Raw genomic sequence first — 23,447 nt, 5'->3', positions numbered from 1 at the left:
ACTGAACTCATTAAATGAGTCAATGAGATGAAAAAAAGGCGTGATTTTGGGTATTCGTGAACCCCTTCAGCGCTTTATGTTCAGGGTTTTTTTGATCCACGCCGTTTCTTCTAAAAAAGCCCGAAATTCTCCCCGTTCTTCTTTTGAGACGCGTTTTTCCCGTAACTGCCAGAGGCGGTATTCGCAGATAAGGGCCCGCACAAATCCCAATGCTGAGACAGCCATACCAATCAGGGCAAAAAAGCTGGCCTTTATCCATATCATCATAGGTAGCGTGTGAGCATTGAATAACAGCGCCCCCATCAAGAGCACTAACAGCCCTGGCGGGAGGATAAAAACACAAACCCACCGATATTTTGAGGCGCGATACTGTTGTTGGAGTTGAGCCGGCGTGAAACCACTGTCCCGGACGGCGTCTTGCCAGGACAGTGACATTGTCCCCTGTTTTTTTTCTGATTTTTGGGGATACAACCCCTGTACGCGATTCATCAGGGTTCGCCAGGGTCGGATTGACACCTGTGCGATACGACGCGTTTCCGATAATGGCAATAAGATATTCAAAAAATAAGTGCTGGCTTTGAGCCCGCGTTGTAACCTGCTGTCGGGTTTATTCATTTCGACTGACTCCTGCGCTGATGTGTTGGCGTTTTTGGTGCAATAAAGGCCGAAATTCCTGTACTGCCTGAAGGCCCAGTTGCTGACCCTGGAGAATATTGCCCTCCTGAAGCTGTTGTTTGATGCCGAGTAACAGCCAGTTTTGAAGGTTCTGGATGCGTATCGATTCACGCAGGAGGTTATCCCCTGCCATCGATTGCAGGTCGGTCAGGTAGTCTGTATTGGCGTAACGCCGCCCGACTTCAAAAAACTCGAATTCTCTTTGAGAGAGGCTTTGAGTTCTCTTGGCTTCCGGTGAGGCCTGTTGCTCAAAATACGCGGCCGCCGAAGGGGTTTGCAGGGTTTCTCTTAACACCGCTCGGGTCTGTGGACTGGCCTGACTGGCGGCAATCAGGGCGCGTTGCGGATGGCTGGCCGCAGAAACGATGGCCTGGTATTGATGGAGGAGTCCCCTGTATTGCTGACCTGAAGCCGTGTTGATTTCGCCTTTTTTGAGTCGGTCTCCGGCCGCTCTTTGCGTGGTATTTTTGAGGTACATCATCGCGGCATCCGTCTGTGCCTGAGTCAACGTGAGGGCAGGGGCGCTGCCCACTTTGCCCGCCCCCGAGAGCACGGAGCGTAATTCGATATCGCCATTGGGCAGTTCGGAGATTTTTTGACATAGAGGCGCACCGCCGGAAGCGGTATATTCTTCTGCGCTGCAATAGTCGGCATGGATTTTGGCGGCGCGAAACTGTTCCTGCTCTACAGGCTCAGCTGAGGTATTGATCGCCGTTTGGATATGTCGATGAGCAATCCCGTTTCCTTTCGCCAGATGGCTTTGTGTGGCCGTCGCGTTTGCAGCGACTTGAGTGGCCATCCCTGAGGCCGATTCGCTGCAAATGCTCTTGGGGACGGTATAACTGCGACGGGCGGCTTCGAGCCGCTGCGTTTTTCGAATAAAGGTGTCCTGATCCCGCTGAGTTTTGGCCGTTTCTGCCAGCATGGACGCCAGTTTATTGCTGTTTTGATTGATGGCGGTGCCAATCTGAAATTCGGTGGCGGCGATTTGCGCTAACGTGGCATTGATGGCTGACAGTGCAGGGACCACTTGGGTGCTGATGGGGAGACTGTGCGTCACTTCGACCGGCATGGCCAGATAAGAGTAAGGTGCCGGTCAGGAATATTTTTTTCATGGGATGGGCTCCTTTTACCATCGGGGGCCTCTGCTGGACATCAGCTCATCGGCCAGTTGTCGAATGATGTTGGTGCTCTCTTGTTCTCCCGCCTGTTTTTGCCGGTGTTCGATGATTTTTTCTGCACTGCCTGTGGGAAAATGTTCCGCTAAAATATTTCGAGCCGTGCGGCCATCGAGTTGTTCGTACAACCTGTTTCTCAGGGCACTGTCTTTGGGGGTGGAATTGAGCGCCCAGAGTTCTCTGGGCCCCACGGTGTTTTTCAGAATGTGCACAATCCTACCTATTTTGGTGCGAAAAACCGCCAAAAAGCAGGTGCCGCTGCCATCGGGGGCCGCGCCTTTACTCAGGCTCATAAACCGCCGTATTGTGGCCGCGGGCACCTGAAAATGCTCGGTGAGTATTTTGGCGTCTTCGGGCCTCACGCGCATCAGATACAGAGAGTTCGCCGATTTGAGTAAATCCGGCGGAAAATCGCTCAGATATTGGGAAGAGAGCAGGGTTCGGATCCCGAATTTTCGTTGTTCCCGGTCCTGGGTTTCCAGCGCGCTAAAAATGAAAGGGACTTTTCGGGCATTGTGCAATTCATCGTACACCTTGGTTTTCATTTCTTGATCAAGTTGCTCCAACCGAGCCAGATGAAAATCTTGATAGCGCGGATCGATTTTGGCCAGGAGCTCTTCCCGATGTTGAGGCAAACTATACTCTCCGCCCGCCACCTGTCCTGCAAACAGATAGAGGATACCGGTGCGTAATTGCCCTTCATTCGTGTTATCCCCCATCACGTTATTGAGATCGAGGGCGATCACACGCGTATTGGGATCGAGTGCAAACTTCGTTCGTCCTGCCAGCAGGCGATATTCTGTGCTGGCCTGGGTCAGGCACCGTGAAAGGGTTTTAAGCAACTTTTCCTGCGATCCGTCTCGATGAATATCCCCAAAGGCATGACGCACATCTTCGTGATTGAGGGCACTTTGCAAGTCCGTCAGCTCGGGGACGGCCTGGTATTGCGCCAGGGTGGCCTCCTTGATGTGACCTGTTTCAAACAACCTGTCTCTGACCTCATACCAGGAAAAACTCTCCCATTCTTCAGGGGAGTCGATCTCTGACAGTGCGGTATCTACTTCAGGCACCAAAGTCGGGGCATATCGGATCGGGTTTTTTTCTGCATTGTTGCGATACACTTCATCAATCACGCGGCTTAAAATCTGCTGCGTGTCTTTGGCATCAGGAGGATGGCCTGTCGTAGGATCGGTACACAGGGCCGTACACAGCTGGATCAGCCAACTTCGCTCTGTGGTTAATGGGAATCGTGCCCCTAACTGGATATCAAAAGGATTGCGGCACTGCTCGGCGTCATTTTGTAAAACGATCCCGATCACTTCATTTCGGCGCTCCGGTGGCAGGGCATCCCGGATCAATCGGATGAGACCTTGCGCGCTGTAGCCTTTGTCGATGATGCTCAAAAAAGGCAACTGGCTCTGTCCATGGCTGATCACCACTTCGTTGAGGACATTGAGTAAGACCGATTTACCAGATCCGGGTTCTCCCGTCACCATTTCTGTACATTTTTCTTGAAGAGCGCTCCCCAGACGCACAGGAAAGGGTTTCCCATCGACGGTCTGAAAGACCACACTGGCTTCATTGGGCCAGGGTGTGGCAGGCCGGTTCAACGGCATCATGGCCAGTGCCGCCGACAAGGGCGGAAAGAGCAAATGCACCCCACCGGCAGAAGAAGCGGCTAAAATAGTGGACGTCCAAGCCCGTAGCGGATCGCCAAAAGTGCGAGTGACCTCGCAGACGCCCCAGGATTGGACCGCTTTTTGTAACAGGGTGAGGTTTCTTTTGACGCCCTGGGGATCATCCGCCCAGGTACTGGCTGTGATGGTCATCACACAGGTCGGATCCCGCTCATTATTTTTCGCCAGCCACTGGACAGAATCATAGAGTGGGCGCAATGAGGGGATCACGGAGAGAAACTCCAGGGCAGTGCGTTTTTTTCCTAACACTTCATGGCCGCAGGGCATCAGATCCCATCGTAACCGAAAGGGCACTTTGCGATGAATTTTGTGAAAAAGTGGCGTGAAGGTGTCGGGTTTTTGGGGCCCCAGGGTTAAGGCCAGGCTGCTGTGCCAAAGCCCGTCGATTTCAACCAAAGCTCCGTGGGTGTTCACTTCTTGTGAAAACAGCTGAAAATTCAAGTAAGGCGGCACCATGGTACTGTGATCGTCGCCTTTGGGTCTCCCATGGGGAAACAGGAGATCTCCGGGCAAGAGAGGTTGCCAGTCACGTGATGTGCCATGGCGATCAGTTTCTTCCCGGATATGGAATCCCACTTCATGGGCTTCCATCAATCTCAGTAAGACGCCTTGACCGTCCGTCGAAAAATCCTGTTCTATTTTACTCACCAATGCATCATGCCGAATTTTAAGTCCTTCCAGACGCAAATGTTCGGGATCTTGTCCAAAACGCGCGACAGGGGCCCCTTTGAGTCGTTTTTGAAGGCGTTGTTGCTCTTCTTTAAGCTCTGAGGCCGGCAAGACTGTCCGCCCGGTATACACCACCATAAAAGCGCGTTCCCGTGCCATAAAAGGCACCGATTGTTCTATTTTCTCTTGGAGAATATCGTCCAGATCGAGGCCACAACGTCGGATGGCACGACATTGGGGGGCCATCAGCTGAGTTAATTCTTCTCTGGCTTTATGGGGATCGCGCTCAAAGACAAAGCTGAGTTTATGGCCCCAAGTTTTAAAATCGCTGGCCAGCGCCGTATGTAATCGCGCAATATAATCACGAAAAGACTCTGGGTCTTCTTTTTGAGCCCGCTCGTTAAAGGTGTCTTTTTCATCGAACTCACAAAAAGCCCCCTGTATCTCGAAGACACTGGCGTAATCGCCTGTGTGGGTGACAAAAACGTAAGGGGCCTGAAGGGCCGGCCGAAGCATTTTATCTTCCTGGGTTAAACCAATCACGGTGCGTAAATCACAATAAGCAGTGAAATCTTTCCCTAAGGTGTAGAGAGAGACGGCCGCGAGCGCCGATTCAATCTGAGTCAGGATGTTTTCAATCATAGTGCGCCTTAGCAAAAAGACGGCGGGCTTCGAGAATGAGGGCCATTTCTTGTTGAAAGCGGCTGAATGCCTCGGACAGAGCCGCGTGGTTTTGCGTATTGACATTCAATGAGGGGATGGCTTTTTCCTCTGAATCTTTTTTAAAAAAAGCAGAGGGCTCATACACCGACGGTGAAGAGGCAAAACGCGCGAAACCGGTTTGCTCTGAGGGAGACGGCCAAAAAATAAAGGCACTTCCAAGAACCGTAAAACAAGCGAACATCCCCAATTCCTTTGACCCTAAACCCCAAAAAATCTTCTTTTTTGAAGGGAATTCAGGGGGGGGTGTGGGCTCTGTAGAGAGGTTGGAGGCCTCATGATGATCTGAGCCTCTTTCATCAAAATCAAACAGATCCTTTTTTTCGCTCATGGTCTCTTTCTCTCTGTGTTTTGAAGATGGTCTTTTTCATAAACGCCGCCCATAAACTGGATGGCGATGATTTGTCCCCGGTGAAGAGTGACCTGTTGGATGGGTAATCGCGCGGCATCATGGGTCATGACCTGAGCGGCCTGTTGGCCTATCCCCCCGACGATCGTGCCTGCAATGGCCCTGCCATCAGGATGGGAGGCGCGAGTTTGTATCACCGTGCCTTGAGGTGTGATCGTATTTTGAGTGTTGGCTTGCTCAAACAGTTGCCCTGCGCGACCCATTCCCATCGCCACCGCAGGTAAAATAATGCGAGAAAAATAACGATGATTGACTGTACTGGCGACAGAGGATTGCAAGGTTTTTTCATCGAGGGCATAGGCCTCCACGGCATACGTTTGTCCGCGCCAACTCATGCGCTCAAAGTGAATGGTGAGCCCGTCACCGACCAGTTGAACGCGTTTTGCCTGTAATTGCGCACCGGCATAAGCGCCTGTGGGCACTTTTGCCAGTACCTGCGAATCAGGATTATCCGAATCGACGGCGGTTTCAATCACCGCAGGGACCCGGGTATAGGGGGGTACAATGGCTTTCTCAGTGATGTCATTGCCTGTCAAAGGCAGAGGGGCCGTCGATTGTTGGGCTACACTGTCTGTCCATGTGCCTTCAGAGACCGCTTCTCCTCCTTCAATGAGAGGGGCCCCTTGAAAGGCCACGGGTTGCCATTGCGCATTTAACTCCTGGAGCAAGGTATCGATGGCTTTTCTTCGGTGTTCATTAGCGCCGGTTTCCGTGAATGCGCTTCCTTTTTCCTGCTCCGTGACAGGAGGGGGCGCATACCGATTTTCGTCTGGAAGAGAGGCCGGGGACGGTTTTTGATTTTCTTCTGTCCCTTCCCTGATGCGAGCCACAAAGCTTTGGCCTTCCTCTCGGGCTTTTTCTGATTCAGTCCTGTTGTATTTTTCTAACAGTGCCCGGTATTCGGCGCTTTCTTTGGTTGGTCGGCCTGTCTGTGCGGCGACACCGTCAATCTGGACGATCGATTTCGTTTCAATGGGGGTGTCTGTCCATTGGAGGACCAAATAAATCAATACAGCTAAAACAACAATGCAGATCATCAATAATATCAATGATTTCAATGATTTCCCCACCTCCCTCGCGAGCTCTTGTTCAATTTTCATGATTTACTCCAGCTCAATGATCAACGGCTCTGTCTTCCCCATCACAGAAAAATGCACGGTGGGCGTGAGGGGTAATTTCCACAAATGCGTGCCATCGAGGGAGGAGAGCGTTTGTTCAAATTCGTCTCTGATGTCACTTTGGGTGCGAATATAAAGATGCTCCCCCCATTGCCAAACGGTGGTTGAGGGCACCTGACCCCGGGTACGCAGTGGTTTGGCGTCAAGTGGGGGTACGCCATCCAGAAAAGCTTGAAGCAGATTGTTGTACAAGGCGATTTGACTGTCAGGAGGCGCGCTGGGTTTGGCATTGGGGCCTCTTTGTGGGATCCGCAAATCCAGACGGCTGTCCATGATCTGGGTTTGAGCTCGGCTCTGTGGAGATCCACTGGTGAGATGGATCACCACGGGGACATGCAAACCCTCCAGGTAGACGGTGATATTGCCGGTGTCATAGCGGCTCAATGCCTGAACGGCGATGAGCGCGCTGCGAGGGATATAACTGACCTGAAAGCCTTTATGATTGGAGTTCAGGGGCGGGGCACCGAGTGTCCATGGCGCACCGGTACTGTCAGAAAAAGTGAGACTGCTGGTTTGATTGGCCGCCGTTCGTAAAATCGGGATGCTGGCTCCAGGCGATAAATTGACGGTTAATGTGCTGATACGAGGGACGATGGTCCTGGGCTGATAGGCCCGTCCACGACGAACTTCATCGGCCCCCCGACTGAGCGCCTCAATTTCAGGTCCTGATAAAGGAAGCGCTTGCTCCTGGGCATAGCTCAGTGCGTCGGAGGGCAGAGGCAATGGTTTGTTCTTTTTCGAATTTTGATTATTTTTTCGCTCAGAGCTTGAGGGCTCTTCTGTGGTTGATGATGCAGAATGGGCGGGCGTCCACTGGCGCGGTTTGTCGGACGCCCTGGCGTCTGTCAATACCACACTGAGGACTAAAAAAAGAAGCCGTAATGTCATGATAAATTCGCCTGTTGATGGGTCAATAGATATTTTTTTCATTTCGCATCAAAGGTGACTAATTGAGTCACTTCCAGTCCATTGGGTTTTTCTCTCAGATCGGCGCGTTGCAGAAAGAGAGAAAAAATAAAGCGTTGCTCGGGTAGAGACCGCGTCTGTCCTGAGAGTTTTAAGGTCACGGGATACTGGATTTCCCACGCATAGACGCCATTGGACAAAGGCCCTTTTTGGCGAACGACGCCGGGCGCTAACATGACGGCCAGATTCATTTTTTTGTCTCGGACGGCGGCTAAGACGTTCGATTGTGTCAACGCCTGGTAATAACTTTTAAATCCTTCTTCTGAAAAATAAGCTGAAACCCGGCTCATTTGCTCCTTAAAATGCACAAAATCCATGGTGAAGGCTTCCCGGATGGTGTGAGCGCCAAAATCTGACACTTGAGATACCGTCAACACCGGTTGATGTGTTGGGATGAGTGGGATCACTCGTCCTTCCTGTGTCGCAAAGTATTTGACGGGGGGATGCGCCACTGTCCAGCCTAAATAGCCATTGAGCAGAAGCGACACGATGAGACACAGGCTGGTTGTCAGGCAGAGTGTTAATGTGGTTCGGGCAAATTGAGCCCCCAGTTGATTTTGATGATGGAGCTCAAGAGCCGCTTTGTAAGGAGCATTGTCCTTATTATCACCCAGGTCGGAATTTTTTTTCATCGCGTTCAGCCTCAGACTGTGCCTTTAATTGAGCGTAAAAGGAGATCCCTTTTTTGGATCAGGGAGGATCGTTTGTGAAGCGGAAAGCGTTTTTGTTGGGATTGAATAGTCCGCCACTGTCCATTCTTCCCAAGGATTGATGTGGCTCGGGATAACACGGGAGATTTTTTCTCGACCCGCCGCACAGACCTTGTCTTTAATGCCATTCAAGAGGCTCGACAGGTCAGGAAAGGTCGGGACGGTGAGCGAGGTACTGAGGCTGCCTAAACATTGCTGTAATGCGGTGGTGGCGTACTGTTCCCGTTTTTCCCAGGCATCGGCCGCTTTTTTGGCCTGCTCATACCCCATTTGACTGCCGATTTGAGCCGCTTGATGTGCGCGACAGGGCTCGGCTTGAGTGAAGAGGCTGATCAACCATAGGCCTGCGCACCCTAAAAGGTTTTTGAGTGTTTTCATCGCCATCTCCTTTATGGTGCGGGACTGGGGGGATCCTGTTGATCGGGTTTCGGTGTTTCCTTCACTCTCAAAATTGGGGTTTTCTCAGGTGACAGGGTCACAGGGGGATATGGTGCTTTAAATCCCCATTTTTTATCGAACTCAGCCACTCTGTTTTCTGGCTTCTCCATCTGAGCGATGACGGGGTCTTTTTCACCTTCAAGACGAAAAACAAAGCGGTTCGTCTTCGAGGGGCCATCCGCCTGATTGAGGGCATGTCCATATCCCATCGGGTGGGCTCCCTCCTCATCCACGACATTGAGCCTCAAATAGGGCGCGCCACTGGCTTTTTGACAGAGCACGCCGATATGCTCCCTGATGCCAAACCATCCCCTGCACAGAGTCTCCCTGTCCCTGCACTAAATGCAGTCTCATTTTCCCCTCAGGGGAATGCGCTGTCATCACCGTTTTGCCTGAATCTGGGTGAGTTGTCGGCAGTACCCCCCTGTCTGGATGGCCTGTCTTTGTCGTGCCCTTGCCATCGGGTTGCACCCATAACCCATCGGACGGATGGGAGGGCAAAGGCACTGTCATTCCTGTTTGTGTGAGAACGGCTTGTTGTATTTTGTCAAAGGTGGCTCTGTCGTAGGCCATCAGCGCCGAAGGGGGAAAGGCGTCTTTTTCGTCTGCCACCAAAAGACGAGGATCGATGGCGGAGGCGATCTCCCATTGAGTGCGATGCCCTTCTTTTTTTTCCCAACGAACGAGGTTTCCCTGCGCATCTTTGATGGGGATGTTCAGGGTCAGAGGCTGCTGGCCCAGGCAACGCAGGGTGATCAACTCGCCTGTCTTCATTCCACTGTCATTTAATGCCCCCTCCAGTTCCTTTCCCCATATCACCTTTTCCCCTTCCTTTGTGCGCATTCTCACAAAATAACTCATGCCTTTTTCTGCCTTGAATTGATAGGGCGCGGGTCTGTGTTCGAGTAATTTTCCTGTCAATGGCACCTCCATTGAGGGCTCTGGCGGTGCAGTGCTGGATGTTTTTTGGGGTGTGACCGTTTCCCTGTTTGCCACAAGGGCATCGGTTTGGGGTTTTTCTGTCGATTTGGCTTCTTTGTCTTGATGTAAACGCTGCATGGCCCTCTCGAGTTGATGTTGCTGCTGAGGATTTTTCAAAACGACCTCAAGCCGATGCTCTGCAATCACATCGATGGCCTTTTGTTTAAAGGCGTCACTGCCCGTTAATTCGATTTTTCCATGATAATGTTGCTTTGCTACCCACAGCGCGGCCAACACCATCGTATTATTTTGGCTGGCTTGCGGAGACGCCATCGTTATTTGCTGCCCGTGATCGACAAAAGCGCGTTCTCCCTGATGAAAATACACCACCGTGCCGTTTTCATAGCGATGGGTGATATTTTGCATCAATGTATCCAGATTAAGCGGGGTGAACTGAGGCCCTTTGTCTGCCTTTTCAGATAGGATGAGCTCAATTTCGATGCGGTTTTCTACATGAGAGGGCTCTTTTTTATCCGGCCTCTCAACCTGCCTCTCAACCTGAGGGGCCTGTTCATTTTGAATGGGGGTCTGTGATGTTGGCCTCACTACTGATTCATTGTTCTCAACGGGAGGGGCGGGATTGACCTCCGGCGCACTCTTCTTAACTCCCGACTCTAAATAAGGCGCTATCTGTGATGTGACCGCTTTGATGCCTTGAGATTGCTGCACATCGTTAAAATCGGTCAAATTTTGCTTTATTTCTGCTTCGGTAAAGACCGGTACAATGACGGTGCCCTGGGTCAGCTCTGCGGCTTCCTGCGCTTTTTGTACCCCTTTATTGGTGGCATTTTTTCGATCGTCATCGGCTAAAAAAAAGTGTGCATGATCAGGGTAGCGCTGCGCTAAAGAGTGCGCCACCTTTGGCATATTCCCCGCATCGACGGTCATCACGACGGGCAAACCCGTCGCCTGTGCAATGCTGGCCGCAGTGGCATAGGCTTCGGCGTAGAGTAAAGGCTGTCCCGCTTTAACGGTCCCTCCCACAACAAAGAAGCCGCCTGTTTTTTGAGCCCCCTTTTTCAGTGATTTAAAGCCGGTTTTGTCAATCCGTTGAATGGTTCTGATGTCCCCTTCGGCATTACGCAAGGGAATGACCAACCTGCCCTGTCTGTCCTGTTTGATGCCTTGGGTGAGCGGTATCCCTTTTCGCCGCAAGTAAGGATGTGAGGCCTCGGCTTGGGGCAATAAGGCAAAAAGTTGACGAACCCGAAAGGCATGGTGCTGATGTTTGCGTGCCTGCTCGGCCTCTCGGGTCTGTTTTTTTTGTGCCGCCAGTGCCCGAAGGTGATGTTGAGCGGGTTTATCGACCCATGAGGGGGTGGCTTTCCATTTGATGGGATCACTATGGAGTCGGTGATTTTGATACCAACCCGCAGGAGTCCCATCCAGATAACCGGTATAGGCCCCTGTTTTTTGACCTGATTTGTCCTCGCTGGTTTTCACCCGATGAAGCTGCCCGTCCATTTCTGGCGGGCCGTCGAGTTCAAATCCTGCCTCTGTTAATACCTGCGCAAATTCCTCTCTAGGATCGAGTTTTGTGGGCGCTTGAGACATCGGATCGGGCCGCCATCTCTGTAATACGGAGAGATCGGCCCCCGGTTTGGCAAACCAGAGTTTTAAATCTCGATCGAACCCCAGGGCATTTTCGCCCTGAGGTAACTTTTTGGCTGCCTCTTTGGCGAGCGAGAGCTCGTCATAAGAAATGACCAGCCACGTCTTTTCAGTTGCCATCATAGGCCTGTCTCCCGTTATTCAACAAATTTTCGAACCCACCAGGGACGCCCCAGGACAGGATTGCCTCGCATCAGATGCAGCGATCTTTGGGTTAACACAGTGAGTGTGACGCCAAAAAGGGAGAGCCCTTTAAAAAATAAAATCAGGGCGGTACAAATGGCGAGCGTCATCAAGTTAGGCCAACGAAACCAGGCAAAGTAGACAGGCAATAGCAAGGCTGGAATACCCAAAATCGTGAGCGGCCGTGAAGCGTCTCTCCAGGGGGAGATTTCCATAGAAGTTCCTTAAAAAATGAATTTAAATAGAGACAATAATATCTATTCTTGATATATATCAATCAAGAATATATACTTTTGAAAAAAAGAGAAAAGGAGAGAGCCATGTCAGTCACTGCCAAGATATTTACTACCGGCCGCAGTCAAGCGGTTCGGCTCCCCATGGAATTTCGATTCCAGGGCTCGGAGGTGTTCATTCGTCGTGATCCAGAAACGGGCGATGTGGTTCTGTCGCCCAAGCCAGCCTCTTGGCAAGATTTTTTTGTGCTGGCTGATAGCACTGACATCCCTGATGATTTCATGCGGGATCGTGATCATTTGCCCGAAGAAAAAAGGAATTTGTTTTGAAGCACTTTATGCTGGATACCAATATGGCAAGCTATGTCATTAAAGGTCATCCTCCACAGGTGCGCCGTAAATTGGCTGAAGTGCCGATGGAAAGCATCGCCGTCTCTACTATTACTCAGGCTGAGCTGCTTTACGGTTTGGCACGAAAGGGGCACCCAGTTGCCCTTTCCCGCCTGATACGAGAGTTCCTGCTTCGTGTGAAGGTGTTGCCTTGGGATGAAAAGGCCGCGATCGTCTATGGAGACTTAAGAGCTTTTTGCGCTTCTTCCGGCATCACTCTGAGCGCATTAGATATGTTGATCTTGTCACATTCAGTCTCATCCAAGAGCATTCTCGTCACACATGACAAGGCTTTTTCACTTTTGACTTATCCTGATGTCTTTGTTGAAGATTGGAGTAAGCGCGCTGAATCATAAGAGCGTATTTTTCTTTCTCTTTTCCCTTTCTCTGTGGCTCATGACAGTGAGGAGCTCTTCATCAGCAATACGGCCTTTCTGATATAATTGCCATGCCTTGTCAGCCAAACGGGTTTTTTGCGTTTTTAAACGTCGGTTAATCCATGAGCTCCATTGGGTGTAATTCAACTCAGAGAGCGCTTGTCGCACGGCTTCATCAAAAATCAGATATTCACGAATGGCCTGGCGTTGGCCGTCTGTGGTGCGTAATAACTGCTGCACGACAATGACCTGCAATATCCCCAGCAGATCATGGGCGACGGCTTCCCGCCTGTCTGGGGGAAACATCCATACTGCTCTGGGAATGGTTTCAGCGGGGGAATGCGTGTGCAAGGTAGACAAACACAGATGCCCTGACTGACCACAGGCAATGGCCCCCATCAAGGTCTCCCCATCTCGAATTTCTCCCACCCCAATGACATCAGGCGCCTGGCGTAGCGCCAGTCTCAGTCCTTCTGAAAAGCTGCTCACGTCACGCCCAATTTGGGATTGGGTCGGAGGCAAACGATTTTCTGGCGTGCCGAGAATATATTCAATGGGATCTTCGAAGGTGACGATTTTTCTATCGGGATACACCCGCCCACAATATTGATAAATGGCCGCCAGTAACGTTGATTTCCCCGAGCCGGTTTCGCCACACACCCAGATTAATCCCTTATGGGGCAACAGATTTTTGAATAACTCAGGCTCGATGGCCAAACTCTCGAGGGTCGGGATTTGGGAAGGAATGAGCCTTAAGGTGACGGCCATGGTTAATTCCTGACGTCCCGCCGTGGCCTGAATGAAATTGGCCCGAAACCTCAGGCGTTCCCCTCGTGGTAATCCGTAGCGTCCATTCGCATCGCCCTCGAGCTGGAGTGCCCGATCAACCCCCTGCCCTGATTTCACCATCGCCTTGATTTCTGGCGTAAATATCTCATCGACTAACTGGGTTAATCTGGCCTCTTCCAGGCGAAAGGCACTGGCTTTGATCAATCGCCCGTAACGGCCGACAATCATGGGCGCGCCGCCCTGGAGATGAATGTCGGTGACCTGGTGACTCGCACACCAGGCGAAAAATCGCCGCAGGGTGTCTGCCGTTAATCCCGCGCTGAAATCAAAGGGCGGCAGGCTATTGGCCGTCATTGGATTTTTTCTCCGTCGTGATGATGGGCTGCCAATCGAGGTGATCGATGTTGAATTGAGCGCGTTGTTTTAAGCGCTTTATTTTATCGCCTAAAATCAGTTGATCTGGGGTACCCACGACCGTTTGCTGCTGCTCTGTGACCCTCGGGGGTGTCACCATGCCTTGTTGCAACAGGGTGGAATATTGCAGAATGCCTGTATAATCCCGGGTTAAACGATGAAAATTGGCTTCTAAAATCCGGTCTGCGCTTTCCCGTCCTTCTGACCAGCCTTTTTCTATCGCTTTTCGCCAAACGGTGCGTTGTTCGCCATTTTTCGGTCGTACCGCGTTGTCAGGCAGCGCCGTGGTGGTGCTTAAGCCTGCCATCAGATACGGACGCCAGCTGGGCGGATGGCTCACAAATCGTTCTGGAGACAGGATGTGGTAGATTCGGCTGGCAGAGCGGATGTGATCGTCTGTGATATGAGCGATGTCTTGAGCCGAGACGATGACCGGGGGCAACCACCCTTGGGGGCTGATTAAGGTTCGAAAATCATAGAGGGTACTGAGGATGTTTTCTTTGTGTCTCAAAGCCCCTTGCAGTTCCCATGCCCGCTGCGCTTTTCCGCCTCTAAATCCTAAGGTGTGCCCTGCTTCTGTCAGCATTTGATGCACCGTCTCACTCATGCCTTTGTGTGGGTTTGAGGGATTAAGGTAAGCGGTGATATCCGGCGGGGGCTTTTTTTCTGGCTCTTGAGCCCAGGCCGACCCAGTGAGGATGAGTAGCCACAGCATCAGCCCTGATTTTTTCATCTGTGTCCTGCCTTTTCTGGGAGAGAAAAAAACAGATGCAGACTATGTGGGTGTCTTTTGAGTGTCGCCCGACAGCTGATTTGGGTTTCAATCTGGCGAAGGAGCGCGTCAAATCTCATCTCCTGCACGCTGACATTGACCGGAAGAGGGAGCCGGTGGCCACTGCAGGCAAAGGTGAGCCCTCTTTGACGCGCTAATTGAGCCAATAGCGTCAGCGCATCTCCCTGCCAATCCAGGTTCACTCTGTTGTCTTCACTCAGAATGGGCTGAGCAAACTGCGATCGTTTTTGGTGTAAAGCCCCCGATTGATGGAGATTTACCTGCTTCATTGAAATAGAACGCGCGGCCTTCTCAAAAGCGGGATTTGCCGGTTTCCCTGTTTTGGGCATTTGACAGCCAGACAGCAGCAAACCTGTTAAAAACGCGATGTTTTTTTTCATGGGGATGTCCGTTAAAAAAGGGTTTGGGTGGATGCTCTCCGTCACTTGAGCCACAAAATCATTGCCTTTATGGACGCTGACTCCGCAATTGCTGATACCGCCGATACACCTGTCTGGCATATTTTATCCGGCGGTGTTGGTTATTTTTGGCAAAACCCGCGTTGTAGGAGCCTAAGCACGACCAGTGATGCCCGCAAATGTTGAGATGTCTGGCCAAAATCCAGGCGCCTGTCTGAACATTCAGACAGGCGTTGCTCAGCAAGTCTTCTTTTGACCTGATGACGCCCAGTGTTTTTAAGGTTGGAATGTGAAGGGAGTTGATTTGCATCAATCCAAAATCGGTACTCAATACCTTTCCCGCTTTATTTTTATTGTGATTGATCGCTCTGGGATTAAGACCACTTTCCTGTATTGCCATCGCCTTCAGCAACAAAGGATCCAGTTGATAACGGAGTCCTGCGGCTTGAAAGCATAACGCGGCAGCAGGGCCAGAGAGTGTGAGCAGCAAAAATAACAGCCCTGTTTTTTTCATGACGATGACTTGAAAGAGAGCCCGCTTTCACCTTTCAAAAAATCAGATAAAACCATTCATCAAGAAAGAAAAAAGCAGAAAGGGAATAAAGGGGAAATGAGGTTGTCGAAAAACTGACCCGTATAACAACGCCAGTAAAATAGACAGACCGGCCACCATGACCGCCGTCGTTTTATCTAACCATAAGCCGATGGACAGGACGATATAGATATCTCCTGAGGCAAACACCCAGATTTTTTTTTTGAGCCAGCTGAATCCATTGATGACGATAAAAGGAAAAACAAACAGGCCCGTGGCCATGAACGCTTCTTCCGGTGAAGGGCCTATTGTGCCGGAAGCGACACCATAGACGCTGACGCCACTGAACAAAAAAATCACACTGTCTGGCACCCAACGCCGGACGATATCGATGTAGCTTGAGACCGATAACAAAAAAAGCCCCCCCGACAAATACCCCTGTTCAGGATTAAACCAATAAAAGACCGGGGCAATATTAAATAGGGCGACGGCGGCCAGCGGATACATCGGCGGGGTCGTTTCACGGGATGGTTTGAGGTCGTCGCACTGTGAAATGACGTTTTTTTCCACTCTGACAATGATGTTAGGGAGGGAAACGGCCATCACCAAGGCGCTGAGCGAGGACAGCAAAAATAACAGCATCATCGTCATCTCATGTAGACAAGGTGGTTTTCAGGGATAAACGGCGGCTTTGGGATTTGGCCGGACAGCGTGATGAGATGATGCTCATCGGTGACCCCCATCAGGGAGGAATGGTCCGTGGCGCTCATTAACCCGGCATACAGGCCCGCTTGATTGGGCATATCAACATAACCGATGCCATTTTCAATATGCATTCTTATCTCCGGTTTTTTGCCTAACCAAGGGGGAAGTAAGCCATCAGCATTGACCGTACCGGTATACGCAGGATGATTTTTTTTAAAGGTCGACAACCTGTCTGCATACAGTAGAAAGGTCGTGGTGAACAGACTGTCTGTCACCTGTGATGTGACCTCGGCGTCTTTTCCCTTCAGGGTATTGAATAAATGAGTACTCAGAAAAATGAAAAAAACCACTAACACGCGATTGAGATTCAGCATGATGTCCTTCCAGGGTGATTTCAATGAAACAAGAGTGTAGAGGGGGACGTTAATTCGACAGATCGATTCTGATATCACTGCTCAGGTGGTAATGGGCTGAGCTCAGTGCCACGCGGAGGTGATCGCCCTGGGCTATTTTTAAACGATACTGTTTTTGTACGACGCCCACGGTGTCGTAGCCCCAGTAGTGGCCACCCCCTCCGGTTTTTCTGACATTTAATCCGTTCGTGATCTGTTCCCTCACTCTGCCATTGAGCGACAGGGTAAAGTTCGCCCTCGCGGTGTGTGAGCCGTCGACCGCAAAAAATCTCGATGAAATGGAGACCAGGACAAAATGAAAATCGCCTGTGGACTTTACCGATAATGCATTCACTCCGGCGCGTGACAGGTTGCCTCCCCCTGCTCCCTTCCATACCCCAGATTGACAAGACAGTATGGCCCCACTGGCATCACGGCTCAATAACCCATTCGGAGTACATCTATGACCCGAAATCGATATGTGATCGAGCTGAACCGTGCCGCCCCGCACGGTGCCTGAGGTATAAATCGATTTCCCGTTATAGGCCTTAATCCACGTTTCATCGGTCATATGCCAACCCCCTTTTCCTTTTTCGGAATACCATCCTTTATCTCCCTGGGTGATCAACCAGCCGTCTGTGGTGATATCGTCGCCAGAACGAAGGGCACCTTCAATGTGCGCTGAGCCTGTGGCGTGCAAGGTATTGGTTTTGACTTTATTCGCATTGACTGTATTGACCGCGTTAATGTCGTTCTTATCCATATCGAGGGCCGTTTTCATCGTATTGAGTTCCGACTGACCCGGCACCGCATGGCGATACAAATAATCATTTTTGCCTGAGCCCTGAGAAAAAAATCCGGCGATGACCACATGACCCTCTCCGGGGTGATAACCGCCAAAGGCGTAGAGGGGTTCAGTCCAGCCCCCCATCACCCCTTTGGCTAACCCGCCCTCAATGTAACCGCCGCTGCCTCCGATTCTCATCGCCATTTTCCGGGCGGCACTCAAACTCAGCGGAGCCCCGCCTGTCAAAAAAATCATATGATGAAATTTTAACGGGGCCGGTTGAACAATGCGGGTGTGATAACGCTGTGAAAAAAGATTGGTCTCTGAAAAGCCGGACGGTAAATACCCCGCCTGTATCAGCTCTGGCACACCCAGAATATAAGGAGACGTGGCCGTGGCACGGCGTCCAATCCTCAACGCGTTATCCATCATGTATTTTTGCGTGGCTTTTTCTACTCGCAGCGCATGGCTGGCCGCCGTGCTGTATTGCTGGTCTTTATGAAAGGCCGTCACCAGCGGTGATCACGATCAAAGCAAAGCAAAGCAAAATAATCCCACGCCCAAGCCGATGGAGGCATCGGAGATCTGCCAGATGCCCTTCTTTAACTGTTTCATTATTTCGTCCCCATTTTTATAAAAATGTGATAGTGTTATCTGTAACACCAATGACATAAAAGGAGAACTGTATGCACCTCAATGAACGGCAGACCATCACGCTTCGACTTGAAAAAAACCTCAAAGAAAGAGTCAAATATTTGGCTGATGATAAGCGGAGTTCTTCTCATGCACTCATGCTCGACGCCATTCATCAATATGTCGAACGAGAAGAAAAACAAAGCGCTTACCGTAAAAATGCATTAGCGGCCTGGCAGGAATACCAGGAAACAGGCGAACATATTACCGCAGAGGAAGCACTGAACTGGCTTGATACTTGGGGGACGCCCAACGAGAAAAGTGCGCCCACATGCCACAAGTAATTATTCAGAAACGAGCTCAAGAGGATTTAGTTCGTTTACAAGCCTTTCTTAAAAGAAAAAATCCATTAGCGGCAAGAAAAGCGGCGAAGGCCATTTCAAATAGCATTAAGTTATTAATCGATATGCCATCAATAGGACGTCCGGTTGAGGGATTGAATATTGAATTTCGAGAACTCATCATCGATTTTGGCAGCAGCGGGTATGTTTTATTGTATCGTGATGACACGGAACTTGATCGTGTGGTCATTTTATCCATCAAACACCAAAAAGAATCAGGCTATCAGTAAGGTTGTCTTAATCTCTGGTGAGCAATGCTCGTCGAATGCTCAATGAGTAAACGCAAGATATACATCAAAAAAATCCGTCTCTTTGAGCCGTGATTGAAAAGACATGAAGGGCCTTACATATTCGTAGTAAAAGTCATCGTATTGTTTCTTCCCAACACAGGCGGACGAGGCCTGTGCCGGTGATATCTCGCCCGTCATCGCAGGCGCACTGTTGATTCGGACCGAAGCGATATCTCCATTGCTTAAGGTCGTGGCGAGTTTCATGCAATCTTTTTCATTCATGCCGGCTGTTGAGACAATAAAACCGATTCCGCTGCCGGTGACGGTGATGGCCCCGCCGCTGGCATTAAAAAGCCGGTCTCCCACAATCGAAATGCCTTTAGGGATCGCCCCTGAGCGAATAAGCGCGGGCACCAAACTGGCCGTGCCATAACCCGTAGAGCTGCGCAGGGATTTGGTTTCGTTGAGCAGGGTGTTGATACTACTGACGGCTGAAGTCGAATAGACTTTGACATACAACCCCATCCCCGCCGCCGCGACCATCGCCAGCCCCACAAAGGCCATACCCCAACCGATACTGGCATCACTGATATTAAAAATACCTTTTTTTAACGAGTTCATTTTTTTTCCTTTAAAAGTGGAAGGCGATTTCAATCAAGCTGTACATAATGCCCACAATGCCGACCGTCGCAGCCGCGCCCCCAAACATACTGACTAATTTAATGACATTCCCTTGCCGTTCGACCTGCATTAAGGTGGTTGCTAACAATCGCTCTCCAAATCGCTCTAACGCCCCTTCCTGATTCGAGGTCTCAAACACACTGTGCATTTTGATGATCGCGTCCTCGCTGGGGAACTCATATCCCGCTGTATCTAACGCCGCGCCTAAATTTTCTTCCCCATCGGCGAGACGCGCTAATGCCGCATTGATTTTTTCTATTAACCAGGGGGATTGGGAGAGGTCTCTCATTTTTATCAGGGCATTTTTAACCGGGATGTTGGAGGACATTAAGGCGCTGACACTGGTGACAAAAGTCGAGCCCTGTATTCCCTTGTAAAAGGAGTACGGGGGAAATTTGTCCGCATAAAACCGCCTTTTCCCGACCCAGCGCGGAAAAGAATACACAATGAGAATGCAGGTCAGCACAAATCCGATGAAGAGCCACCCCCCCCAGGAAATGACGAAAAGGTAAAAGTAATAAACCCCTTTTTGAGCCAGGCTCCATTGGACCAGGGGCACGGATTCCAGGAGCAACGGAACGAGCATCACGCAGGCGAGGGTTAAAATCGTCAAAGACAACGAAAAAAGATAAGCACTGGTCAACAGCGCGCCCCGAATCGCCTTTTTTAATTGTTCGGTGGCATGCGCGATGTGGATGGCTTTCTGGAAGCCATCCGCAGGACGACCGGCAATATGGCACGCCTCTATGACACTGATTTCCTGCTCTGGAAACCACGCCTTTAATGCCTCTGATAAAGGGGTCCCTTCCTCAAAATGCGCCGCGCATTCTTTTAATATCTGCGCGATTTCGTTATTCGGCTTCTTTCCTCGGCGCGTGTAATTGATGATGAGCTTGTCAAAGGTTTTGTGAATGCTTTGGCCGTCCAGCAAATAGTGCCTGAAATTGTCGTAAATATCGGCGCGATCATGGGCGTTAAAAGTCCACTGACACAGGAGACGATTAAAGGGATTCATTTGATGCTCTCCTGTGATGTTGTGCTTTTTCTCTGATGTCTTCGGTGAACACCAAAAAATCCCGGTCCAGGTTACAGACCTCCTTATGTGCCATCACAGGATCGATCCTTCCTTCATTAATCAATCGAAGGGTATTGTCACACAAGGTCTGTCCGCCTTTTTGATACCAGTAGTCATACGCGTGGGTTTTTCCCCGCTCGTGATATCGGCGCATCCATTCGGCATCGACTTCAATGACTTCAAAAATCCCCACCCGTCCTTTCACCCCTTTTCCTTCACAGTGTTCACACCCTGAGGCATTTTTCAGGTAAACCTGCTCTGGTTGGCAACATTGTTCAATTAAGTCCTGAAAAACCGGCAAAAGGTCATTTTTATGTTCAAGATAGGGTTTTTTACAATGAGGGCAGAGTTTGGGGGCGAGGCGTTGTCCCACCAAACAGGTGATGAGGGCGGCATCGCTGATGAGGTCGTTTTCAACCTGTAAGCTTTTCAGGCGCGCAATCGTATCCACCGGATGCGTCGTATGCAGCGTGGTTAACACATAGTGGCCCGTTTGCGCCACTTCAATCGCCGCGGTGGCTGAAAGGTGATCGCGGACTTCACCGATGACAATACAGTTAATATCGAGCCGCATCAGGCTTTTGACGGCTTGCCACCATTCTTCTTTGGGGCCTAACGCGGTTTGCACTGCCCCTTTAATCGGAGACTCGACCGGATTTTCGACGGTGGCCAGATGGATCCCAGGGTCTCTGGCCGTCATCAGTTCGCTGATCACCTGAACCAGGGTACTTTTACCCGATCCCATCGGGCCGGTAAAAAAGATGACGCCCGTCGGTTTCGATATCGCCCGTTCAAGAACCGCTTCCTGTGGGGCAGTCAACCCTAATTCATTCAGGGACAATGCCCTGTCACGTCGGGTTATCAAGCGGATCACGGACAGCAATCCTTCCGAAGTGGGGCGGCTGGCAAAACGGCCCCCGGTCAGCCCCAGGGAGTGCACATATTCTTCCCTCACTTTAGCATCGGAGGGCTCTGAGTAAGACACCGAAGCGTGACTCTGATGAAGACACATCGTGTTGTAGAGGCAATTGACATACCGGTTGCCCTCCTCCGCAGGATATTCCTCGTAACAAGCCAACTTTCCGTCGATACGAAAATAGACTGAGCAGACAATTTTTTCCAGACGGATATGCACATCCGAGGCTCTTTGAGTGACCGCGTCACTGAGGATTTTAATGATTCTTTTTTGTATGGTTTTTGTCGATTTGTCCTCTTCATTCTCTGCGTCCGACTCCGCCGATTTTTTGAGTTCGACAATGTCCGATAACGCACAGGGCATTAACGTGAATTGAACGTTATTTTCTTTTAACCGGAGCTCATACTCCATCACTTCAAGACAATCAATAAAGGGCAAAGCGACTTTTAATATCAAAGTGCCGTCATCGCGTTTCACTAAACAGATCGCGTCATTTAACTTTTCAGGTAAACGGTAATCCGGCACGGCATGAGCGCCCGATAAAGGAATGACTTTCATGGTGTCGCCTCAGTTAACATCATTTTATTACCCGAAAAATGGGTGATAGTCACCTCATCCAATGAAACCTGAGTAAGCGTAAAACCGCCTGGGATCGCGTCCCCTTTTTTTCGGGTCATTTCACTGCCATAAGGAAAACGCAAACGCACAGACAGGCTTTTTCCATGGCCAATGATTTTCGTGATACGCGGAATGGGATCCGGTTTGATGGACATCGTGGGACTCCTGTCTAACGATCCCGTCAATCCCACCTCGTCTTTGGCTTTATTGCGTGCGGCCAAGGCTTTGTACCAGGTGATTTGACTTTGCAAGGCATCCAGTTCACCAACGGTGTTGATGTCAGAGGTGGCGCTCAGTAATGAGGGGAAAAGGGCCAACAAAAAAAGAAAGACTTTATGGCTTTCCATACATCACCCCTTGGACTTGATATTGGATGGCGGCGTTATCCTGATTGATCCGCAAGGCGATTTTTTTTATTCTCATCCCGGGGAGTGCACTCTCTTTAAAGATCATGCTGGGTGCCATCGCGCTCTCATAGCTGAAATGCATTTCCCGCCAATTCGGCAAGGGAAAGTCGATGCCCTGTTCGTCTGTTTTCTTTCCCGAAAAAGGCACCTCCGTTAACGTGAACCTGAGATTATGTCGTTGCAATAATGTCATGAGTTTGTCACGCTGATGTGACATGGGCAGTAACGGGTCGTCGCCTTCGGGTATGGCATGGATGGGAAGAAAGAAAACGGCGGCCCCGGTTTGTTTTCCGTTAAAGCGGGGGGTCACCGAATAACGTTTTTCCACACTCCATTTAAAATCCATCGCGCCCACAGCAGAGCCCTCAAGCCGAGCAAAAAGCAGTTCCGCCTGATCATGAAAACAGGTGATCTGAGCGGGGATCCACCCGCCTAATGACAAAGGGATGTCCTGTATTTTTTTGTCGCATCCTTCAATAAAATGTTGAACAGACGGTTTATCTACCCAAGGGGGCTTTAGGCTGAGCAGGGCCGATTGATAGCGAGCGGCTCTATTGATGTCGTCGGCTAATTTTTGTTTTTCTACTGCCATTAAACGGGCTTTATGTTCTTGATGATCCCAATATTCATTCAAAAAATAGAGCACACTCAGGATAAAAATAAAAAAAGACGCCCAACAAATCTTTTCCTTTTGGGTCAGTCCCCAAGTCAAGGGTTTAAGCCTGAATTCTTTTTTCAGATTTTTAACGGCCAGTACGTCCGACCAATCCCTCTCATCCGTCACCCATAAAAACCGTTTGTCTCCAAACACTTTCACTTCCCCCTCGCCTTGGGATAAACGGGAAGTCATATCCACCACCTCTTGCTCCAAGGCCTCTGCAGGCACGATTTTATCGGTCCAGGGCATGACTAACCCGCCCGTAGAGGCGATCACAATAAAGTTATCCTCCATTGACTCTACTGGGATCACGGCCAGCCATTTACCTGAAATCAAGGACACCAATGACACCGCCAGTGAATATTTTCCTTTGAGTGGGACAGAAAATTTGGGCGCGAAGCCTGCTTGAATCGATCCGTTTTGCCGGATGGCGACGACATCCAGGTGTTCTCTTTTCCCAATGGCTTTCACTTCTTTCATAAAATGTAAGCCCCCTTTAATCGCCCGCCATTCAAGCCCGACGACGAAGGACTTTTTGTTGTAAGTCACAATATGTATTGGTTTTTTTTCGTGGGACATAAATTTTTTCTCATGTATTTCAAA

At 50.3% G+C, this 23,447-nt stretch carries 27 protein-coding genes; 4 read left to right on the top strand and 23 right to left on the bottom strand.

Translation table 11 applies throughout. From position 1 onward, the window contains the following. Window positions 1–66 precede the first annotated feature (66 nt). Genes traX through icmT form a run of 11 tightly spaced genes read right to left on the bottom strand, consistent with a single transcriptional unit; the run spans window position 67 to window position 11,630 of the window. Window positions 67–615: a conjugal transfer protein TraX gene (gene traX / locus HDEF_RS10910; RefSeq protein ID WP_015873481.1), complete on the bottom strand. Its 549-nt coding sequence runs from the start codon at window positions 613–615 to the stop codon at window positions 67–69. Beyond that, window positions 608–1,747, bottom strand: coding sequence for a conjugal transfer protein TraW (gene traW, locus HDEF_RS04610; RefSeq protein ID WP_015873480.1), 1,140 nt, complete (start codon window positions 1,745–1,747; stop codon window positions 608–610). Before traW ends, traX begins: the two co-directional genes overlap by 8 nt. Before the next feature lie 57 nt (window positions 1,748–1,804). Beyond that, the gene (locus HDEF_RS04605; protein ID WP_015873479.1) at window positions 1,805–4,861 is read right to left on the bottom strand and encodes a conjugal transfer protein; all 3,057 of its coding nucleotides are present in this window, start codon (window positions 4,859–4,861) and stop codon (window positions 1,805–1,807) included. Beyond that, window positions 4,854–5,270, bottom strand: coding sequence for a hypothetical protein (locus HDEF_RS04600; protein ID WP_015873478.1), 417 nt, complete (start codon window positions 5,268–5,270; stop codon window positions 4,854–4,856). The genes HDEF_RS04605 and HDEF_RS04600 overlap by 8 nt, the downstream gene beginning before the upstream one ends. After that, entirely contained in the window at window positions 5,267–6,448 is a 1,182-nt protein-coding gene (gene traO / locus HDEF_RS04595) for a conjugal transfer protein TraO (protein WP_044612286.1), read from the bottom strand. The genes HDEF_RS04600 and traO overlap by 4 nt, the downstream gene beginning before the upstream one ends. A gap of 3 nt (window positions 6,449–6,451) precedes the next feature. Continuing rightward, window positions 6,452–7,414 carry a DotH/IcmK family type IV secretion protein gene (locus tag HDEF_RS04590; RefSeq protein WP_238526180.1) on the bottom strand — a complete coding sequence of 321 codons (963 nt, stop codon included), beginning with the start codon at window positions 7,412–7,414 and terminating at the stop codon, window positions 6,452–6,454. A gap of 38 nt (window positions 7,415–7,452) precedes the next feature. Next, on the bottom strand, window positions 7,453–8,124 hold the full coding sequence (locus tag HDEF_RS04585; protein WP_015873475.1) for a DotI/IcmL family type IV secretion protein: 672 nt from the start codon (window positions 8,122–8,124) through the stop codon (window positions 7,453–7,455). 24 nt (window positions 8,125–8,148) lie between these two features. Then, window positions 8,149–8,580: a hypothetical protein gene (locus HDEF_RS04580; RefSeq protein ID WP_015873474.1), complete on the bottom strand. Its 432-nt coding sequence runs from the start codon at window positions 8,578–8,580 to the stop codon at window positions 8,149–8,151. An 11-nt stretch (window positions 8,581–8,591) separates the two neighbouring features. Further along, window positions 8,592–8,849, bottom strand: a complete 258-nt coding sequence (locus HDEF_RS04575; protein ID WP_044612285.1) for a hypothetical protein — start codon at window positions 8,847–8,849, stop codon at window positions 8,592–8,594. Window positions 8,850–8,865: 16 nt separating this feature from the next. Then, window positions 8,866–11,355 (bottom strand): LPD7 domain-containing protein, encoded by a 2,490-nt coding sequence (locus tag HDEF_RS04570; RefSeq protein WP_044612284.1) that lies wholly within the window; start codon window positions 11,353–11,355, stop codon window positions 8,866–8,868. Window positions 11,356–11,369: 14 nt separating this feature from the next. Continuing rightward, complete coding sequence (gene icmT, locus HDEF_RS04565; RefSeq protein ID WP_015873472.1) at window positions 11,370–11,630, bottom strand: IcmT/TraK family protein; 261 nt, start codon at window positions 11,628–11,630, stop codon at window positions 11,370–11,372. Between the two features lie 105 nt (window positions 11,631–11,735). Between icmT and HDEF_RS04560 the strand changes: the two genes are divergently transcribed. Both HDEF_RS04560 and HDEF_RS04555 read left to right on the top strand, forming a co-directional pair. Next, entirely contained in the window at window positions 11,736–11,978 is a 243-nt protein-coding gene (locus HDEF_RS04560; RefSeq protein ID WP_015873471.1) for an antitoxin, read from the top strand. 8 nt (window positions 11,979–11,986) lie between these two features. Next, window positions 11,987–12,394, top strand: coding sequence for a type II toxin-antitoxin system VapC family toxin (locus tag HDEF_RS04555; RefSeq protein ID WP_015873470.1), 408 nt, complete (start codon window positions 11,987–11,989; stop codon window positions 12,392–12,394). Here the strand turns inward: HDEF_RS04555 and traJ are convergent. The 7 genes from traJ to pilV form a co-directional block, all read right to left on the bottom strand. Then, the gene (gene traJ / locus HDEF_RS04550) at window positions 12,389–13,558 is read right to left on the bottom strand and encodes a plasmid transfer ATPase TraJ (protein ID WP_015873469.1); all 1,170 of its coding nucleotides are present in this window, start codon (window positions 13,556–13,558) and stop codon (window positions 12,389–12,391) included. The two genes, HDEF_RS04555 and traJ, sit on opposite strands and share 6 nt — an antisense overlap. After that, window positions 13,545–14,351, bottom strand: coding sequence for a type IV secretion system DotC family protein (locus tag HDEF_RS04545; protein WP_044612283.1), 807 nt, complete (start codon window positions 14,349–14,351; stop codon window positions 13,545–13,547). Before HDEF_RS04545 ends, traJ begins: the two co-directional genes overlap by 14 nt. Next, the gene (locus HDEF_RS04540) at window positions 14,348–14,791 is read right to left on the bottom strand and encodes a DotD/TraH family lipoprotein (protein ID WP_015873089.1); all 444 of its coding nucleotides are present in this window, start codon (window positions 14,789–14,791) and stop codon (window positions 14,348–14,350) included. Before HDEF_RS04540 ends, HDEF_RS04545 begins: the two co-directional genes overlap by 4 nt. Window positions 14,792–14,858: 67 nt before the next feature. Continuing rightward, complete coding sequence (locus HDEF_RS04535) at window positions 14,859–15,323, bottom strand: lytic transglycosylase domain-containing protein (protein WP_015873091.1); 465 nt, start codon at window positions 15,321–15,323, stop codon at window positions 14,859–14,861. 42 nt (window positions 15,324–15,365) lie between these two features. Continuing rightward, window positions 15,366–15,986 (bottom strand): prepilin peptidase, encoded by a 621-nt coding sequence (locus tag HDEF_RS04530; RefSeq protein WP_015873467.1) that lies wholly within the window; start codon window positions 15,984–15,986, stop codon window positions 15,366–15,368. A gap of 2 nt (window positions 15,987–15,988) precedes the next feature. Further along, window positions 15,989–16,420 carry a type IV pilus biogenesis protein PilM gene (pilM, locus tag HDEF_RS04525; protein WP_015873093.1) on the bottom strand — a complete coding sequence of 144 codons (432 nt, stop codon included), beginning with the start codon at window positions 16,418–16,420 and terminating at the stop codon, window positions 15,989–15,991. 49 nt (window positions 16,421–16,469) lie between these two features. After that, the gene (gene pilV / locus HDEF_RS04520; RefSeq protein WP_015873466.1) at window positions 16,470–17,738 is read right to left on the bottom strand and encodes a shufflon system plasmid conjugative transfer pilus tip adhesin PilV; all 1,269 of its coding nucleotides are present in this window, start codon (window positions 17,736–17,738) and stop codon (window positions 16,470–16,472) included. Window positions 17,739–17,911: 173 nt separating this feature from the next. On the opposite strand from pilV, the gene HDEF_RS04515 reads away from it, so the two are divergent. After that, entirely contained in the window at window positions 17,912–18,202 is a 291-nt protein-coding gene (locus HDEF_RS04515; protein ID WP_015873465.1) for a CopG family ribbon-helix-helix protein, read from the top strand. Then, the gene (locus HDEF_RS04510; RefSeq protein WP_015873464.1) at window positions 18,190–18,489 is read left to right on the top strand and encodes a type II toxin-antitoxin system RelE/ParE family toxin; all 300 of its coding nucleotides are present in this window, start codon (window positions 18,190–18,192) and stop codon (window positions 18,487–18,489) included. Before HDEF_RS04515 ends, HDEF_RS04510 begins: the two co-directional genes overlap by 13 nt. Before the next feature lie 39 nt (window positions 18,490–18,528). Here HDEF_RS04510 and HDEF_RS04505 read toward each other — a convergent pair whose 3' ends face one another. From HDEF_RS04505 to pilO2, 5 genes are read right to left on the bottom strand one after another with little or no spacing between them, the layout of a single operon-like run. After that, complete coding sequence (locus HDEF_RS04505; protein ID WP_015873463.1) at window positions 18,529–19,110, bottom strand: type 4 pilus major pilin; 582 nt, start codon at window positions 19,108–19,110, stop codon at window positions 18,529–18,531. Between the two features lie 10 nt (window positions 19,111–19,120). Then, on the bottom strand, window positions 19,121–20,185 hold the full coding sequence (locus tag HDEF_RS04500; RefSeq protein ID WP_015873462.1) for a type II secretion system F family protein: 1,065 nt from the start codon (window positions 20,183–20,185) through the stop codon (window positions 19,121–19,123). Next, entirely contained in the window at window positions 20,172–21,719 is a 1,548-nt protein-coding gene (locus HDEF_RS04495; protein WP_015873461.1) for a GspE/PulE family protein, read from the bottom strand. Before HDEF_RS04495 ends, HDEF_RS04500 begins: the two co-directional genes overlap by 14 nt. Then, on the bottom strand, window positions 21,716–22,126 hold the full coding sequence (pilP, locus tag HDEF_RS04490) for a type IV pilus biogenesis protein PilP (protein ID WP_015873460.1): 411 nt from the start codon (window positions 22,124–22,126) through the stop codon (window positions 21,716–21,718). Before pilP ends, HDEF_RS04495 begins: the two co-directional genes overlap by 4 nt. Continuing rightward, window positions 22,113–23,423, bottom strand: coding sequence for a type 4b pilus protein PilO2 (gene pilO2, locus HDEF_RS04485; RefSeq protein WP_015873459.1), 1,311 nt, complete (start codon window positions 23,421–23,423; stop codon window positions 22,113–22,115). The genes pilP and pilO2 overlap by 14 nt, the downstream gene beginning before the upstream one ends. Window positions 23,424–23,447: the final 24 nt, after the last annotated feature.

It is taken from the genome of Candidatus Hamiltonella defensa 5AT (Acyrthosiphon pisum), from assembly GCF_000021705.1.
In the GTDB taxonomy this organism is placed as follows: Bacteria; Pseudomonadota; Gammaproteobacteria; order Enterobacterales; family Enterobacteriaceae; genus Hamiltonella; species Hamiltonella defendens.
This window is presented reverse-complemented; position numbering and strand designations above follow the sequence as displayed.

Coding starts and splice junctions, on each gene's coding strand:
- traX (WP_015873481.1), bottom strand. CDS start 615: ATGAATAAACCCGACAGCAGGTTACAACGCGGGCTCAAAGCCAGCACT.
- traW (WP_015873480.1), bottom strand. CDS start 1,747: ATGCCGGTCGAAGTGACGCACAGTCTCCCCATCAGCACCCAAGTGGTC.
- HDEF_RS04605 (WP_015873479.1), bottom strand. CDS start 4,861: ATGATTGAAAACATCCTGACTCAGATTGAATCGGCGCTCGCGGCCGTC.
- HDEF_RS04600 (WP_015873478.1), bottom strand. CDS start 5,270: ATGAGCGAAAAAAAGGATCTGTTTGATTTTGATGAAAGAGGCTCAGAT.
- traO (WP_044612286.1), bottom strand. CDS start 6,448: ATGAAAATTGAACAAGAGCTCGCGAGGGAGGTGGGGAAATCATTGAAA.
- HDEF_RS04590 (WP_238526180.1), bottom strand. CDS start 7,414: ATGACATTACGGCTTCTTTTTTTAGTCCTCAGTGTGGTATTGACAGAC.
- HDEF_RS04585 (WP_015873475.1), bottom strand. CDS start 8,124: ATGAAAAAAAATTCCGACCTGGGTGATAATAAGGACAATGCTCCTTAC.
- HDEF_RS04580 (WP_015873474.1), bottom strand. CDS start 8,580: ATGAAAACACTCAAAAACCTTTTAGGGTGCGCAGGCCTATGGTTGATC.
- HDEF_RS04575 (WP_044612285.1), bottom strand. CDS start 8,849: ATGGGATATGGACATGCCCTCAATCAGGCGGATGGCCCCTCGAAGACG.
- HDEF_RS04570 (WP_044612284.1), bottom strand. CDS start 11,355: ATGATGGCAACTGAAAAGACGTGGCTGGTCATTTCTTATGACGAGCTC.
- icmT (WP_015873472.1), bottom strand. CDS start 11,630: ATGGAAATCTCCCCCTGGAGAGACGCTTCACGGCCGCTCACGATTTTG.
- HDEF_RS04560 (WP_015873471.1), top strand. CDS start 11,736: ATGTCAGTCACTGCCAAGATATTTACTACCGGCCGCAGTCAAGCGGTT.
- HDEF_RS04555 (WP_015873470.1), top strand. CDS start 11,987: ATGCTGGATACCAATATGGCAAGCTATGTCATTAAAGGTCATCCTCCA.
- traJ (WP_015873469.1), bottom strand. CDS start 13,558: ATGACGGCCAATAGCCTGCCGCCCTTTGATTTCAGCGCGGGATTAACG.
- HDEF_RS04545 (WP_044612283.1), bottom strand. CDS start 14,351: ATGAAAAAATCAGGGCTGATGCTGTGGCTACTCATCCTCACTGGGTCG.
- HDEF_RS04540 (WP_015873089.1), bottom strand. CDS start 14,791: ATGAAAAAAAACATCGCGTTTTTAACAGGTTTGCTGCTGTCTGGCTGT.
- HDEF_RS04535 (WP_015873091.1), bottom strand. CDS start 15,323: ATGAAAAAAACAGGGCTGTTATTTTTGCTGCTCACACTCTCTGGCCCT.
- HDEF_RS04530 (WP_015873467.1), bottom strand. CDS start 15,986: ATGATGCTGTTATTTTTGCTGTCCTCGCTCAGCGCCTTGGTGATGGCC.
- pilM (WP_015873093.1), bottom strand. CDS start 16,420: ATGCTGAATCTCAATCGCGTGTTAGTGGTTTTTTTCATTTTTCTGAGT.
- HDEF_RS04515 (WP_015873465.1), top strand. CDS start 17,912: ATGCACCTCAATGAACGGCAGACCATCACGCTTCGACTTGAAAAAAAC.
- HDEF_RS04510 (WP_015873464.1), top strand. CDS start 18,190: ATGCCACAAGTAATTATTCAGAAACGAGCTCAAGAGGATTTAGTTCGT.
- HDEF_RS04505 (WP_015873463.1), bottom strand. CDS start 19,110: ATGAACTCGTTAAAAAAAGGTATTTTTAATATCAGTGATGCCAGTATC.
- HDEF_RS04500 (WP_015873462.1), bottom strand. CDS start 20,185: ATGAATCCCTTTAATCGTCTCCTGTGTCAGTGGACTTTTAACGCCCAT.
- HDEF_RS04495 (WP_015873461.1), bottom strand. CDS start 21,719: ATGAAAGTCATTCCTTTATCGGGCGCTCATGCCGTGCCGGATTACCGT.
- pilP (WP_015873460.1), bottom strand. CDS start 22,126: ATGGAAAGCCATAAAGTCTTTCTTTTTTTGTTGGCCCTTTTCCCCTCA.
- pilO2 (WP_015873459.1), bottom strand. CDS start 23,423: ATGTCCCACGAAAAAAAACCAATACATATTGTGACTTACAACAAAAAG.